Below are 14,771 nucleotides of genomic sequence, written 5' to 3'. Positions count from 1 at the left end.
GTGAGAGACAGCACGTAGCTCAGCGGCCACTGGTCACCGGCACTGTCCGCCGCGGTGACGTCGGCCCGGACCTGCAGGCGAGTACCGTCGAGCGGCACGGCTCCGTCGGCGACGTCATGGTCGGAGGTGACCTGGTCGGCGGCCACCGCCCGGCAGCCCGTCCCGTTCACCGCGGACAGCATCGAGCCTGGAGACAGGTACCGGACGACCTCCCCGACCCCGGTCAGGCAGGTGGCGAAGAACTCGCGCAGCGCCCCCGCCGGCGCACCGCCCGCGTCCGGGGGCGGCCGTGCAAGGGGGTCAAGTCGCGGACGACCCCTCGGGCTGGGCGCCGGACGGCGCGGCGGCGGTGCTGCCGCGTTCGATGAGCCGGGGCAGCGGCAGACTCACCTTGCGGGCCACGCCGCCGTCGAGGAGGGCGATCAGTTCCTCGGCCGCGGTCCGTCCGAAGGCCACCGCGTCGCGGGACAGCGCGGTCAGCCATGGCTGGACCAGGCGGCACAGAGCTGAATCCTCCCAGGAGACGATGGAGACGTCGTCGGGCACGTCGCGGCCCAGGCCGACGGCCGCCCCCCAACCCGCTGCCGCCATCACGTCGTTGTCGTAGATGATCGCCGTGGGCGGATCGGGCTCCTGTAGCACCCGGCGTGTGACGGCGGCGCCCTCGGCGTCAGAGTAGTCCGTCACCACGGACTGTGCCGCGGCCAGCCCTTGGCGTGCCGCCTCCGTCGTGAGCGACTCGATGCGGCGCGCGGTGTGAGCCAGGGTGGGCAGGCCCGCGACATGGGCGATGCGCCGGTGGCCGAGGGCGTGCAGGCGGCCGACGACGGCGGCCATGGCCTGCGCGTCCTCGACCCGTACCTGTGACAGACGGCGGTAGGCACCGGGGTCGGACTCCGGAAGGGCGCCGATCACCACGCCGGGGAGGCCGAGTTCATCGAGCAGGGCCGGGCGCGGATCGTCAGTGCGCGGGTCGACGACCAGCACCCCGTCGACCCGGTGCTCGGCCCACCAGCGGCGGTAGACACCGCACTCGGCCTCGATGTCCTCCACCACCTGGAGCAGCAGGCCCAGATGACGCCGAGCCAGCACCTCCTGGATGCCCGAGACCAGTTGCAGGAAGAACGAGTCGACGCCCAGGGTCTCGGCGGGCCGGGCCAGTACGAGGCCCACCGTCGCCGCCCCCTCACCGGACAGGGCCCGTGCCGCGGCGCTGGGTCGCCAGCCGAGCTGCTCGGCGACGCGGCGCACGCGGTCGCGCGTGACCTCGGAGACTCCGGGACGCCCGTTGAGCGCGAACGAAGCGGCGCTCTCGGACACCCCGGCCCGCTGGGCGATGTCCTTCATCGTGGGACGGCGACGCCCCGCCGCACGACCGTGCCCCGGCTCCCCGGCCACGCCCCTGCCCTGCTGCTCCTCTGCCACCGCGAGTGGCCCCCTTCCCTGCGCGTGAGCACACATCGTACGGCCCCGCGCGTGCTGTTCCGGCCAGGATCGACGGACGGAACTAATGCGCTTCAGTAGATCTATCCTAAAGCGCATTAGTTGAGATGCAAGATGTCTCTCACACCTGCTCTGACCTGCTGCTATGCATCGGCCAAAAAGAAGATCCGGGGAATTCGTTGACTTTCCCCCCGACGGCTGGAATGGTCTCCTCCACGTGCGCACCCGGCCGGCCTGGCCCCGGGTCGTCATCCGCACGCAAGGTCCGAGCAAAGGAGCCGTCCACCGTGCGTTCCTCCTACAAGGCGGTCGCCACCGCCGTCGTCGCCGCCGCGACGCTGTCCCTCGCCGCCTGCGGGAGCGGCGAGGGAGGTTCGTCCTCCGACTCGTCCGGCAAGGTGACAGGCACGATCACCTTCCAGACCTGGAACCTGAAGGCCAACTTCGCGGGCTACTTCAACGGCGTCATCGCCGACTTCGAGAAGAAGTACCCGGGCACCCACGTCAAGTGGGTCGACCAGCCGGCCGACGGCTACGCGGAGAAGCTCAGCGCCGATGCGTCCGGCGGGACCCTCCCCGACGTCGTCAACGTCACCCCCGACCTGCTGGCCCCTCTCGCCAAGGCCGGGCTGGCGCTCGACCTCGACAAGGACGCCGCGCAGTACAAGTCCGAGTACCTGCCCGGCGCCTGGTCCGCCGACGCCGTCCCGGGCCTGGAGGGCACCTACGCCTTCCCGTGGTATCTCAACACCGGTCCGCTGTTCTACAACAAGGCGCTGTTCAAGAAGGCCGGGCTGGATCCCGAGAAGCCGCCGAAGACCTACGACGACCTGTTCACCGACGCCCTCGCCATTTCCAAGAACAGCAAGGGCAAGGTGGCAACCTTGTCCAACGTGCCCACCATCGAGGACTTCGGCCGCTACGGGGCCCAGCTGGTCAACAAGGACGGCACCGCGTTCACCTTCAACGACGCCAAGGGCGTCGAACTGCTCACGCAGTACAAGAAGCTGTACGACGCGCACGCACTGGACCCGCAGGCCCTGACCGCCACCCCCGAGTCGGCCGGCCACAAGTTCCTCACCGGCGCGGTCGCCATGAACCCCGGCAGCGCGCTGGACCTCAAGAACTTCAAGACACAGGCGCCGACTCTCTACAAGAACATCGGGATCACCGACCAGATAACCAACACCGGCAAGGTCAACGTCTACGTGCAGAGCGTGATGGTGAACTCCAAGGCCAAGCAGAAGGCCGCCTCCATCGCCTTCGCCCACTTCGTCACCGACAACACACGGCAGATGGCCTTCGCCAAGCAGGTCGCGATCTTCCCGAGCACGGCCGGAGCCCTGAAGGACCCATACTTCACGAAGGAGGACGGCACGGACGAGACCCGGGTGCGGGTCGCGGCGGCCAGCTCCCTCGCCAACGCCGTGAACTACACCCCGGTGCAGTTCAGCGACCAGATGAAGACCGCCCTCGGCAACGAGGTGGCCAAGGCGCTGCAGGGCAAGGAGAGCCCCAAGGAAGCGCTTGACAACGCTGTCAAGGAAGCCAACCAGCTCCTCGCCCAGAGCTGACCGGGATACGCCATGACGTCCTCGACCGCCCCTGGAACGATCGCCGGCGGTCCGCGGACCGCGGCCGTCCGGAGCTCCGGCTCCGGACGGCCGCGCTCCCGCGGGATCCGCCGCCACCGCTGGTGGAGCCCGTGGCTGTTCGCCGCGCCGGGCTTGATCGTGGTGTGCGCATTCAGCCTCTGGCCGTTCTGCAGCACCTTGTACAACTCGCTCACCGACCGCCGGACGCTCGTCGGCGGCAGCTTCGTCGGGTTCGAGAACTACCGGGCCCTGCTCCACGACGACGCGTTCTGGATCGGGCTGCGCAACAGCTCCCTGTACGTAGCGGGCGTGGTCCCGGCACTGGTCGTCCTGCCACTGCTGCTCGCCCTGCTCGTTCAGAGGCGCATCCCCGGCATCGCCTTCTTCCGCGCCGCCTTCTACACCCCGGTCGTCGCCTCGGTGGTCGTGGTCGGCCTGATCTGGGTGTGGTTGCTGGACGACCGCGGCCTGCTCAACTCCATCGTCACGGCGGTGGGCGGGAGCCCGGTCAACTTCCTGGGCGAGCAGTGGACCCTGCTGCTGAGCTCCATGGCCCTGACGATCTGGAAGGGCCTGGGGTACTACATGATCATCTACTTGGCGGCGCTCGCCGACGTCCCGCGCGAGCTGCACGAGGCGGCCGCGGTCGACGGCGCGGGACCTCTGCGCCGCTTCCTCACCGTCACCGTCCCGGCCGTTCGTCCCACCATGGTGCTGGTCGCGGCTCTCTCCGCGGTCTCCGCCTTCAAGGTTTTCACCGAGGTGTACGTCCTCGCCGGACCGAACGGCGGCCCCGCGGGCGAGGACACCACGCTGGTGATGCTCGTCCAGCGCACCGGCACCGGGCTGACCGGGCAGGTCGGGTACTCCTCGGCCATCTCCGTCGTCATCTTCGTCGTGGTGGTCGCGCTGATGCTGCTGACCCTGCGTGCCGACCGGAAGGAGGACGCGTGACCAGCGCCACCGCCACCGACACCGCCACCGCTCCCGCCCCGACGCCGGTCGCCCGGCGCCGGCCGCGGCGCGGAGTGCTGGACGCCGACGGCCGCCGTGTGGGGGTCCCCGAGCTCGTACTGCGCTACCTGCTGCTGCTCGTCGTCCTCGCCATCACCATCGGGCCGTTCCTGTGGCAGCTGTCGACCTCACTGAAGGGCCCGCACGAGGACATCTTCAGTACGCCGCCCTCGTTCCTGCCGCAGCAGCCCACGCTGCACAACTTCGGGCGCGTCTCCGACACCATCCCCGTGTGGGACTACGCGCTCAACTCGCTCACCGTGGCGGTGTCCAGCGTCGTCACCAACTGCGTCGGCGCGGCGCTCGCGGGTTACGCGCTGGCCCGGCTGCAGCACCGTGGACGGCGCGCGCTGCTCCTGGCGTTCGTGCTGGCGATGCTGGTGCCTGTGGAGGGCCTGATCATCGCCCAGTTCACCTTCGTCCGCGACATCGGCCTGAACAACACCTTGATCGGCGTGCTGCTCCCCGGCTCCGTGGGCGCGCTGAACGTGCTGCTGATGCGCAACGCGTTCCGCAACCTGCCCAACGAGGTGGAGGAGGCCGCGTACATGGACGGCGCCAACGTCTGGCAACGCTTCTGGCGCATCGCCCTGCCGTCCGCGCGGGGCACGCTGGCCGTCGTGGCGATCTTCGCCTTCATGGGCGCCTGGGACGACTTCCTGTGGCCGCTCGTCGTGCTGAGCGACCCCTCGAAGTACACCCTGACGGTCGGCCTCAATTACCTGCACGGCACCTTTGCCAACGACGAACGCCTGGTGGCCGCCGGGACCATCATCGCGGTGGCGCCACTGATCGTGCTCTTCGGCGCCCTGCAGCGGTATTTCTTCCGCGGCGTCGGGGAGGGAGCCGTCAAGGGGTGACCGCAGGCTCCCCACCAGCTCCGCCGTCAACCGGCACCGCCCCATCCGACTGCTCCGCCCCTGGCGGAACAGGGCCCCACGAGAGTCAGGACAACCGTTCCGATGCCCGCCCAAGGACCACGCTTCGGCGCCAACTACACGCCCAGCCAGGGCTGGTTCCACCACTGGCTCGACTTCGACCTCGATTCGGTCCGCAGGGATCTCGACGCGATCGCGGACCTCGGACTGGACCACGTCCGGGTCTTCCCGCTGTGGCCGGTCTTCCAGCCCAACCGCTCCCTGATCCGGCCCCGGGCCGTCGAGCAGCTCGTCGCACTCGCCGAGGCCGCCGGCGAACGCGGCCTCGACGTCAACGTGGACGGCCTGCAGGGGCACCTGTCCAGCTTCGACTTCCTGCCCTCCTGGACCCAGACCTGGCACCGGCGCAACATCTTCACCGACCCCGACGTCGTCGCCGGCCAGACCGCCTACCTGGGCACGCTGGCCGCCGCCCTCGACAGCCTGCCCAACTTCATCGGCATGACCATCGGCAACGAGATCAACCAGTTCTCCGGGCCGCCCCATCCGGACCCCGACCCGATCACCCCGGCGCAAGCCGCCGCCTGGCTGCGGACCGTGCTCGCCGCATGCGAGGACGCCGCCCCCGGCAGGCAGCACCTGCACGCCGCCTACGACGCCGCCTGGTACCTGGACGGGCACCCCTTCACCCCCGCGCACGCGGCGAACCTCGGGGCGATGACCGCCGTGCACTCGTGGGTCTTCAACGGCACGGCCCAGCGGCACGGCCGCACCGGAACGGCCACCGAACACCACGCCGCCTACCTCATCGAGCTGTCCAAGGCCTGGGCCGGCGACCCGCACCGCCCGGTCTGGCTCCAGGAGGTCGGCGCGCCCGCACCCCTGATACCCGCCGAGCACGCCGCCGACTTCACCGAGGCCACCGTCGCGAACGCCCTGGACTGCGAGGACGTGTGGGGCATCACCTGGTGGTGCTCGCACGACGTCTCCCGCGACCTCGCCGACTTCCCCGAACTCGAGTACTCCCTCGGCCTGCTGACCACGGAGGGCAAGGTCAAGCCGGCCGGCGAGGCCATCCGGAGGATCGTGGGGGAGCGCCGTGCCGAACCGCGCCGGCCGGCGCCACGGACCACCGCGCTCGCCGTCGACGTCGGCGACGACGATGCGGCCCCCGACCGCTCCGTGTGCGCGCCCGGAGGCGCGTTCTACGAGGCGTTCGTCCGGCTCACCGCCGACGGTGTCCGCCCCGCCGCGGTGCTCGCCTCCCGCGCCGACGACGCCGCCCACCTCGCCGCACGCGGCATCACCGAGGTCGTCCGGCCCGACCAGGTGCCCTGAGCCCCGGCACGCCCCACCTCACGTCCATACCTTCCGCCCCACCCGCACAGGAGCCACCCCATGCACGACGACCGCAAGCTGGTCGAGGCCCGCCTCAAGCGCGTCCTCGACGAACGCATCCGGCCCGCCCTCTACCCGGAGTCGACACCGCTCGAGGTCTCCGTGTGGACCGCCCCGGGAGAGCCGGTACCCGTCGCCGAGGGCCTGACCGCCCCCGTGGAGCCGATCGCCGTCGGCGACCGCTGGGGCGCCCCTTGGGGCACCAGCTGGTTCCGTGTGTCCGGAACCGTGCCCGAGGCGTGGGCTGGGCGAACCGTCGAGGCGGTCCTGGACCTCGGCTTCGACGAGAACATGCCGGGCTTCCAGTGCGAGGGCCTGGTCTACCGGCCCGACGGCAGCCCGGTGAAGGGCCTCAACCCCCGCAACCAGTGGGTGCGGATCGCCTCCCCCGCCACCGGCGGTGAGGAGGTGCTGCTCCACATCGAGGCTGCCTCCAACCCGGTGCTGCTCGACTACCACCCCTTCCTGCCGACGCAGCTCGGCGACAAGGACACCGCCGGGGACGACCCTCAGTACACCCTGACCCGCATGGACCTGGCCGTTCTCGACGAGACCGTCTGGGAGCTGGTGCAGGACCTGGAGGTGCTCGGCGAGCTCATGGTCGAGCTCCCGGAGGACTCCGACCGCCGCCACGACATCCTGCGCGCCGTCAGCCGCGCCCTGGACGCGATCGACCTGCAGGACGTCAACAGCACGGCCGCCGCCGCTCGCGAGCGGCTGGCCGGCGTGCTCGCCGTACCCGCCCGGCCCACCGCGCACCGCATCAGCGCGGTCGGGCACGCGCACATCGACTCCGCCTGGCTGTGGCCGCTGCGCGAGACCGTGCGGAAGGTCGCTCGCACGACGTCCAACATGACCGCCCTGCTCGAGGACGAGGGCGACTTCATCTACACCATGTCCCAGGCCCAGCAGTACGCCTGGATCAAGGAGCACCGCCCCGAGGTGTACGCGAAGGTCAAGAAGGCCGTCGCGGAGGGGCGTTTCGTGCCCGCGGGCGGCATGTGGGTCGAATCCGACACCAACATGCCCGGCTCCGAGGCGATGGCCCGCCAGTTCGTGCACGGCAAGCGCTTCTTCCTCGAGGAGTTCGGCATCGAGAACGAGGAAGCGTGGCTGCCGGACACCTTCGGCTTCGCCGCCGGCCTCCCCCAGATCATCAAGGCAGCCGGGTCCAAGTGGCTGCTCACCCAGAAGATCTCCTGGAGCACCGTCAACAGCTTCCCGCACCACACCTTCACCTGGGAAGGCATCGACGGCACGCGCATCTTCACCCACTTCCCGCCCGTCGACACCTACAACTGCTCGATGAAGGGCAGCGAGATCGCGCACGCCGCCCGGAACTTCAAGGAGAAGGGCAGGGCCCGGCACTCCCTCGCGCCGACCGGCTGGGGCGACGGCGGCGGCGGCACCACCCGCGAGATGATCGCCAAGGCCGCCCGGCTGCGGAACCTCGACGGGTCGGCGACGGTCCACTGGGAGACCCCCCACGAGTTCTTCACCAAGGCCGAGGCCGAGTACCCCGACCCGCCGGTGTGGGTGGGCGAGCTCTACCTCGAACTGCACCGGGCCACGCTGACCAGTCAGGCCCAGACCAAGCAGGGCAACCGGCGCAGCGAACACCTGCTGCGCGAGGCCGAGCTGTGGGCGGCCACCGCCGCGGTGCAGACCGAATTCCTCTACCCGTACGAGCAGTTGGACCGGATCTGGAAGACGGTGCTGCTGCACCAGTTCCACGACATCCTGCCCGGCTCGTCGATCGCCTGGGTGCACCGCGAGGCCCGGGCTACTTACGCCGCCGTCGCCGAGGAGCTGCTCGGGATCATCGGCGCCGCGCAGCGTGCCCTCGCCGGCACGGCCACGGGCGGCGAACTGGTCTTCAACGCCGCGCCGCACAGCCGCGGGGGCGTCCCCGCCGGCGGCGCCGCCCCGGTTGCCCCAGCCGGGGCCACGGCGCCGGTCCCTCGGGACGGCGGCGGATACGTCCTGGACAACGGTCTGCTGCGGGTGGAGATCGACGGGCGCGGCTTGGTCGTCTCCGCTTTCGACCTCACGGCACGACGCGAGGCCGTCGCCCCCGGAACGGCGGCCAACCTGCTGCAGCTCCACCCCGACTTCCCCAACCAGTGGGATGCCTGGGACGTCGACGAGTTCTACCGCAACACCGTCACCGACCTTACCGACCTGGACGAGCTGGTCCCGGCCGGCGACGGCACCGCGGCGGTACGAGTGGTGCGCCGCTTCGGCTCCTCCACGGTCACCCAGTTGCTGTCCTTGGTGCCGGGTGCCAAGCGCCTCGACATCGACACCGAGGTGGACTGGCACGAGACGGAGAAGTTCCTCAAGGCCGCCTTCCCGCTGGACGTGCACGCCGACCGGTACGCCTCCGAGACCCAGTTCGGGCACGCCTTCCGGCCCACGCACACCAACACCAGCTGGGACGCGGCCAAGTTCGAGGCGTGCAACCACCGCTTCGTGCACGTGGAGGAGCCGGGCTGGGGGGTCGCCCTGGTCAACGACTCCACTTACGGCCACGACGTGACGCGCACCGTACGGAAGGAGGACGGCGGGACCACCACCACCGTGCGGGTCTCGCTGCTGCGCGCGCCGCGCTTCCCCGACCCGGAGACCGACCAGGGGATTCACCGCTTCCGGCACGCCCTGGTGCCGGGTGCCTCGATCGGCGACGCGGTCGCCGAGGGCTACGGCATCAACCTGCCCGAGCGCCGCGTTTCCGGTACCGCGCCGGTCGAACCGCTGGTCGCCGTTGACGAGGACGCGGTGGTCGTGAGCGCGGTCAAGCTCGCGGACGACGAGAGCGGCGACGTGATCGTCCGGGTGTACGAGTCGCTGGGCGGACGGGCGACCGCACGGCTGCGGCCGGGCTTCACGGTGGCCGACGTCACCGCAACCGACCTGCTGGAGCGGCCGCTGGCCGGCGCGGCCGGCCCGGAGTTGGTCGACGGCGCTGTGGAACTCGTGCTGCGGCCCTTCCAGATGGTGACCCTCAGGCTGACCCGCAGCAACTGATCACGGCACGACCGCGGTGCCCGGAAGCCGTTCGGCCTCCGGGCACCGCCGACAGCGACTGAGCCGGGCACCGACCCGGAATACACGGCGGCGGGGAACGGGCGGCCGGCGCATCCCTCGCGCCGGCCCCATCAACCACCGCAACGGCTACCGCCCACGCGAATGTGACACCCGCGCCAAAACGGTCGAGCTCGCCATCCCCAAGCTCAGGTCCGGCAGCTACTTCCCGCACTGGCTGCTGGAACGGCGTCGCAGGGCCGAGCAGGCCCTGATCTCGGTGGTGGCCACCGCCTACCTGCTGGGCGTGTCCACCCGCAGGGTGGAGAAGCTCGCTGAGTTCCTCGGTGTCACCCAGCTGTCGAAATCCCAGGTCAGCGCGATGGCCGGCATCTGGGCGAGCAGGTGGCAGCGTTCTGCAACCGGGCCGCTGGACGCCGGCCCGTATGCCTTCGTTGGGGTGGACGCACTGACTCGGAAGGTCCGCGAGGACGGCCGCATCACAGGCGTCCACGCGCTGGTCGCGGTCGGTGTCAACGCCGACGGGCACCGCGAGATCCTCGGCCTGGACGTCGCCACTGCCGAGGACGGCGCCGGCTGGCCGGCCTTCCTGCGCTCGCTGACCGCCCGCGGCCTGGCCGGCGTCCAGCTCGTCGTCGGACGGCGTATCGTCACGCTGCGGACCAGCAAGGGCGACCGCAGCGACGACGACCTGGCGCACATGCGCAAGGTCGTCGGCTACGTCCACCGTCATGGCCCGGCAGCGGCGATCAGATTGTGGCCGCAAGCGTGCCCGAGGCCGGGCAGCCTCGAAGGACAGCTCAGGATCGCTGTGCAGGGCGAGCGCGACCTCCCACAGGAGACCGGCCCGTGCGGTCAGCTCCTCCGTGACGCGTGCGTACACCTGCTCCAGCTGCCCGTGCATCGGCGTCTCCCGGATGTCTCCCGTTCGCCTACCCGCCGCCGCGCCCGCCGTCGGGACGCGGAGTCGACCGTCAGGAGCCGCAAACCAAAGCACCGCGGCCGCACCCCTCCGCCCCGCCCTCGGAGCGTTTCCACTACCGGGGCGGGGCAGCCGCTGCTCATGGACCATTCGCACGCGCCGGTCCTGGAGGCGCTGGCCGCCTACCACGTGACCGGTCAGACACCGTTCACCCCGCCCGGCCACAAACAGGGCCGGGGCGCTGATCCCCGTGGCCTGGAGGCGCTACGAGAGGTGGTTTTCCGCTCCGACATCCTGGCGACCAGCGGCATGGACGACCGTACCTCCCCGCGGCGTCCTGGAGCGGGCGCAGGAGCTTATGGCGGACGCCATGGGAGCCGAGCACACGTTCTTCTCCACCTGCGGCAGCTCGCTGTCGGTGAAATCGGCCATGCTCTCCGTCGCCGGACCCCACGAAAAGCTCGTGGTGGGACGGGACGCCCACAAGTCCGTCATCTTGGGGCTGATCCTCTCCGGCCAGGAACCGATCTGGGTGCGCCCCCAATGGGACCCCGACCTGGACCTGGCCCATCCACCGTCCCCGCAGGCGTTCGCCACCGCCTTGCGCGACCACCCGGACGCGAAGGGAGCGCTGCGACTCCAGGCGCCACTGACCTGCGGTTCGGGGGTCGGACACGGCCTCTTACTGCAGAGTCGCCAATGCCTGGGGCGACAGGGTCTTGATCATGGTGTTGGTCCAGCGCAACTGCCGCAGGGTCTGCGGGTGGCACCGGGCTGCGAGGCCGAGCAGCCGTTCGTCCCTCGTGGCCTGGCCCGCCTGGGCCAGCATCTCCCAGTAGAGGGAGTTCTCGGACGCGGCCAGGTGGAGGTCCCGCAGATCCCGCAGGAGCAGCAGTGCGGGTTCGGGGCGGCGCCCCACCGCCTCGGTGGTCGTGCTCCGCAGTGCCGACAGCAGGCCTGTTCGTGGTTCGCCGGGCGGATCGAGGTCCAGGTCGTAGGCTCCGGCGACCTCTGCCAACCGCCGGACGTGCTCGCGAGACCAGGCGGGCCAGATCGATGGCGACGTGGTGGACCTCGTGCTCCGTGTGCTGGCGGTCGGCCGCGGCGACGAGCTCCTTGGCCAGGTGCTCCTCGCCGTGATGCAGGGCACGCAGGATGTACTTGATGCCGTTCATCGCATTCCGCCTTCCTCGGTGCCCAGGGGGCCACCGGCGGTCTGGGACGCGTACGCTTCCGGGCCTCCGGCGGTGGCCGGTACGCCACCGGTCCGCGCGGGGGCGGAGGCGGTGACCGTCGGTGCCGGGCTGGGGGTTCCGGCACCGCGTTCCAGCAGCGTCACTGTTGCCGCAGCGGTCTTGAACAGTGGCTGCTTGGAGACCGGGTCCCAGTCGGTGATGGTGGCTTCGTTCGCGGCGCGACCCGGTGTGTCACCGTCCGGGCCGTGGCCCGCCGGAGTGTCCCAGTAGCCGTAGTGGAACGGAACGAACAGCAGGCCTGCCCGGATCCCGGTCACACGAAGCCGACCGTGCAGAGATCCGCGGGGTGTGCCGACTGCGACGAGGCCGCCTTCGCCGAGGCCCTGGGCTTCCGCGTCCTGGGCGGACATCTCCACCCACACCTCGGGGGCGGCGGCGTTCAGCTGGGGTGCTCGCCCTGTTTTGGTCCTGGTGTGGAAGTGGTAGACAGTGCGCCCTGTGGTGAGCTGGAAGGGGTATTCCGGGCTGGGCTCTTCGTGGGCTGGCAGGTACTCGGCTGCCTTGATGACCGCCTTGCCGCTCGGGTTGAGGGACCGGTACTCCACCTCGCTGTCGGCGGCGCCGGTGACCAGGTCCTTGCCGTAGCTCTCGCACACGTCGGGGTGAGCCCATGCGATGCCGTCGCGGTACAGACGTTCCGTGCCGTCGGGTGCTTCTGTGTTGCAGGGCCACTGGACACCGCTGCCGCCGCGCAGCTTGCCGTACGTCAGGCCGGTGTAGTCGCAGGGGCGGCCGGCGCTGCACCGTTTCCATGCCTCGAAGGCCGCTTCGGGGTCGTCCCAGGAGATCAGCCGACCGTCGTCCTTGTCGCGGAAGTCCATGCGGGCGGCGTAGTCGAGGAAGATGTCCAGGTCCGGCCTGGCTTCGCCGGGCGGGTCGACGGCCTTCTCCGACAGGTGCACGGTGCGGTCGGCGTTGGTGAAGGTGCCCGTCTTCTCACCCCAGGTGGCCGCGGGCAGCACCACGTCGGCGAGCTGCGCGGTTTCCGTGAGGAACAGGTCCTGCACGACGACGAACAGACGTTCCTGCGTGAGGATCGAGCGGATGCGCGACAGTTCGGGTAGTGACACGGCGGGATTCGTGCCGCTGATCCACAGCATGCGGATCGAGCCCTGCTCCGCGTAGCGGAACATCTGCATGGCGTGGGTGGGAGGGGCGTAGTGGGGGATGGCCGACGGTTCGACGTTCCAGACCTTCGCCAGGTCGGCCACATGGGCGTCGTTCTCCCAGTTGCGGAAGCCGGGCAGGTCGCCGTCCGCCCCGCACTCGCGCGTGTTCTCCGCGGTGGGCTGCCCGTTCATCTGCAGCACCCCGCACCCGGGCCGTCCGAGCATGCCGCGGACCAGGTGCAGGTTGTTGACCTGCACGGCCGCCGCGGTCGCCTGGTGGGACTGGTAGAAGCCCTGCAGCACGGTCGACGTCAGCCGGTCCGCGTATCCCAGGAGCTCACCGGCCTCGGCGATGCGCGCCGCCGGTACGTCGCATATCCCGGCGGCCCACTCCGGGGTGCAGTCCCGTACCTGCTCGGTCAGTTCCTCGTAGCCGACCGTGTGGGCCCCGATGTAGTCGTGGTCGACCCGGTCGGTGCGGATGACCTCGTGCAGCAGAGCGTTCATCAGTGCCATGTTCGTGCCGATACGCGGGGCGAGATGGACGGCGGACCTGCGGGCGACCAGGGTGGGGCGCGGGTCGACGCACACCAGGCGTGGGGGGTCGGCGCCTTCGAGCCGGTCCAGGATGCGCATCCACTGCACCGGCTGGGTCTCGGCGACGTTGTGCCCGAACAGGGCGATGACGTCCGCGTGGTCGAAGTCGTCGTAGCAGCCCGGCTGGCCGTCGCAGCCGAACGACTCCTTCAGGGCCTCCCCGGCGGTCGCCGCGCACAGCCGGGTGTTGCCGTCCAGGTGGTTGGTGCCGATGCCGGCCCGAGCGAGGACGGCGAGCGTGTAGTACTCCTCCAGGAACAGCTGGCCGCTGGTGTAGAAGCCGATCGAACCAGGCCCACGTTCGTGCAGCAGCGACTTGGACCGAGAGACGATGCGGTCCATCGCAGAGCCCCAGTCGCACTCCACCAACTCACCTTCGTGGCGGATCAGCGGCCGGGTCAGCCGGTCGGAGCTGCCGTTGGCCTGCCAGCCAAAGAGATCCTTCGGGCCGAGTCGCCCGCGGTTCACGCGATCAATAGCGCGGCCCCGTACGCCCACGATGCGGCCACCGGCGACGGCGATGTCCATGGCGTCGCCGTCCGAATGCAGGATGGACGCGGTCTGTACCCACCGCTCCACCATCCCCGGCTCGATCCCCTCGGCCAGGTACGCATCCACTCGCGTGGGCCACTTCTCGTCCAGGCCGTAGGGAGTACGGCTGCCCCAGGGGTGGGCAATCCGATCCAACGACGGTTGCATCCCTGCCTCCCGCTGTAGGTGCCTGTCCACCAGACGCCCATCGGGTACCCGAGGCCCCTGCCTACCTAACCCCTGTCCAACATCACCCTTCATCACGACAAGAAGCCCCCTGGTTGGGCCCACCCCAGCACGCGCAGCCTGACGACTCCCAAGGTGCGGTCAGGGCCCCGCGTAGCGCGCCGTCGGCGGATATGGGGAGGAGCGGGTGAAGGCCACCCGCGACCGCCGCGCCGCCGACCGTACAGTCACTGCCTGGGCGCGCGACAACGCCGCCGACCTGCGCCGCCTGGCGACGCTCTCACTCGGCACGCCGACCAACTGCGCCAGGACAGTAACGACCAGCGACCGGCGCTTGACCCAGCGGGAGGGAACGACGGCCCAGCGACCCCCGGGCAGGCGCGCACGGCGGATCGGCGATCGATGCACAGTGTGGATCCGCCGGAAGGAGCGCCGTTTGGCCAGGCCGCTGCCACGAGAGGAAGGGGGCCCGCCTGTACGCTTTTCGCGGCTGGGCGGCGCTGCGCGCCCGTCGCCAAAGATCGGGGCCGCCGTCCCGCCATACGCCCAGCTCTCCCTCCCAAAGGTCTCGGGCCCGAGGCCTGAGACCAGCCCGCCGCAGCAAGGCGCACTGCGGCCGTCCGCCAGCGCGTGACGGGCCATGAGTCCTGTGGTGTTCCGCCGACCTCGCCTGCCCCCGCCCGACGCAACTATGCGGCCTCAAGCCGAGACATGGGCCCCCAGGCAATGATCTGGGCCGTCCGGCTGGGGCCCGGGCCTCGTGGGTCACTCACACGACCAGCCGGGCGGACGGTCTC

The 14,771-nt window shown here is 70.5% G+C and carries 7 protein-coding genes and 4 pseudogenes; 8 read left to right on the top strand and 3 right to left on the bottom strand.

Features of this window, described 5'->3' with window-relative positions; translation table 11 throughout:
- Positions 1-300 precede the first annotated feature (300 nt).
- Positions 301-1,347: a LacI family DNA-binding transcriptional regulator gene (locus tag ACWDAS_RS23360; RefSeq protein ID WP_450394036.1), complete on the bottom strand. Its 1,047-nt coding sequence runs from the start codon at positions 1,345-1,347 to the stop codon at positions 301-303.
- 383 nt (positions 1,348-1,730) lie between these two features.
- Between ACWDAS_RS23360 and ACWDAS_RS23355 the strand changes: the two genes are divergently transcribed.
- From ACWDAS_RS23355 to ACWDAS_RS23325, 7 genes and pseudogenes are all read left to right on the top strand, one after another.
- Positions 1,731-3,017 (top strand): extracellular solute-binding protein, encoded by a 1,287-nt coding sequence (locus ACWDAS_RS23355; protein WP_450394033.1) that lies wholly within the window; start codon positions 1,731-1,733, stop codon positions 3,015-3,017.
- 12 nt (positions 3,018-3,029) lie between these two features.
- A complete protein-coding gene (locus ACWDAS_RS23350; RefSeq protein WP_450394030.1) occupies positions 3,030-3,992 on the top strand; it encodes a carbohydrate ABC transporter permease in 963 nt (320 codons plus the stop codon).
- Complete coding sequence (locus tag ACWDAS_RS23345; RefSeq protein ID WP_450394027.1) at positions 3,989-4,912, top strand: carbohydrate ABC transporter permease; 924 nt, start codon at positions 3,989-3,991, stop codon at positions 4,910-4,912. Before ACWDAS_RS23350 ends, ACWDAS_RS23345 begins: the two co-directional genes overlap by 4 nt.
- A gap of 102 nt (positions 4,913-5,014) precedes the next feature.
- A complete protein-coding gene (locus ACWDAS_RS23340) occupies positions 5,015-6,268 on the top strand; it encodes a glycoside hydrolase 5 family protein (protein ID WP_450394025.1) in 1,254 nt (417 codons plus the stop codon).
- A 60-nt stretch (positions 6,269-6,328) separates the two neighbouring features.
- Complete coding sequence (locus ACWDAS_RS23335) at positions 6,329-9,355, top strand: alpha-mannosidase (RefSeq protein WP_450394022.1); 3,027 nt, start codon at positions 6,329-6,331, stop codon at positions 9,353-9,355.
- A gap of 133 nt (positions 9,356-9,488) precedes the next feature.
- Positions 9,489-10,015 (top strand): annotated as a pseudogene (locus ACWDAS_RS23330) (transposase); the annotation flags it as partial.
- Positions 10,016-10,436: 421 nt separating this feature from the next.
- Positions 10,437-10,929: pseudogene (locus ACWDAS_RS23325) on the top strand (ornithine decarboxylase); the annotation flags it as partial.
- Positions 10,930-10,977: 48 nt separating this feature from the next.
- On the opposite strand, the pseudogene ACWDAS_RS23320 reads toward ACWDAS_RS23325, so the two are convergent.
- Both ACWDAS_RS23320 and ACWDAS_RS23315 read right to left on the bottom strand, forming a co-directional pair.
- Positions 10,978-11,470: pseudogene (locus ACWDAS_RS23320) on the bottom strand (hypothetical protein).
- Positions 11,467-13,956 (bottom strand): molybdopterin oxidoreductase family protein, encoded by a 2,490-nt coding sequence (locus ACWDAS_RS23315; RefSeq protein ID WP_450394019.1) that lies wholly within the window; start codon positions 13,954-13,956, stop codon positions 11,467-11,469. Before ACWDAS_RS23315 ends, ACWDAS_RS23320 begins: the two are co-directional and overlap by 4 nt.
- Before the next feature lie 178 nt (positions 13,957-14,134).
- Here ACWDAS_RS23315 and ACWDAS_RS23310 point away from each other — a divergent pair.
- Positions 14,135-14,248, top strand: a pseudogene (locus ACWDAS_RS23310) (HSP18 transcriptional regulator); the annotation flags it as partial.
- Positions 14,249-14,771 lie beyond the last annotated feature (523 nt).

It is taken from the genome of Streptomyces sp. NPDC001070 (genome assembly GCF_053598835.1).
This window is presented reverse-complemented; position numbering and strand designations above follow the sequence as displayed.

Bases quoted from the DNA above. Each gene is read 5' to 3' on its own strand.
- ACWDAS_RS23360 (WP_450394036.1), bottom strand. From the start codon at position 1,347: ATGAAGGACATCGCCCAGCGGGCCGGGGTGTCCGAGAGCGCCGCTTCG.
- ACWDAS_RS23350 (WP_450394030.1), top strand. From the start codon at position 3,030: ATGACGTCCTCGACCGCCCCTGGAACGATCGCCGGCGGTCCGCGGACC.
- ACWDAS_RS23340 (WP_450394025.1), top strand. From the start codon at position 5,015: ATGCCCGCCCAAGGACCACGCTTCGGCGCCAACTACACGCCCAGCCAG.
- ACWDAS_RS23335 (WP_450394022.1), top strand. From the start codon at position 6,329: ATGCACGACGACCGCAAGCTGGTCGAGGCCCGCCTCAAGCGCGTCCTC.
- ACWDAS_RS23315 (WP_450394019.1), bottom strand. From the start codon at position 13,956: ATGCAACCGTCGTTGGATCGGATTGCCCACCCCTGGGGCAGCCGTACT.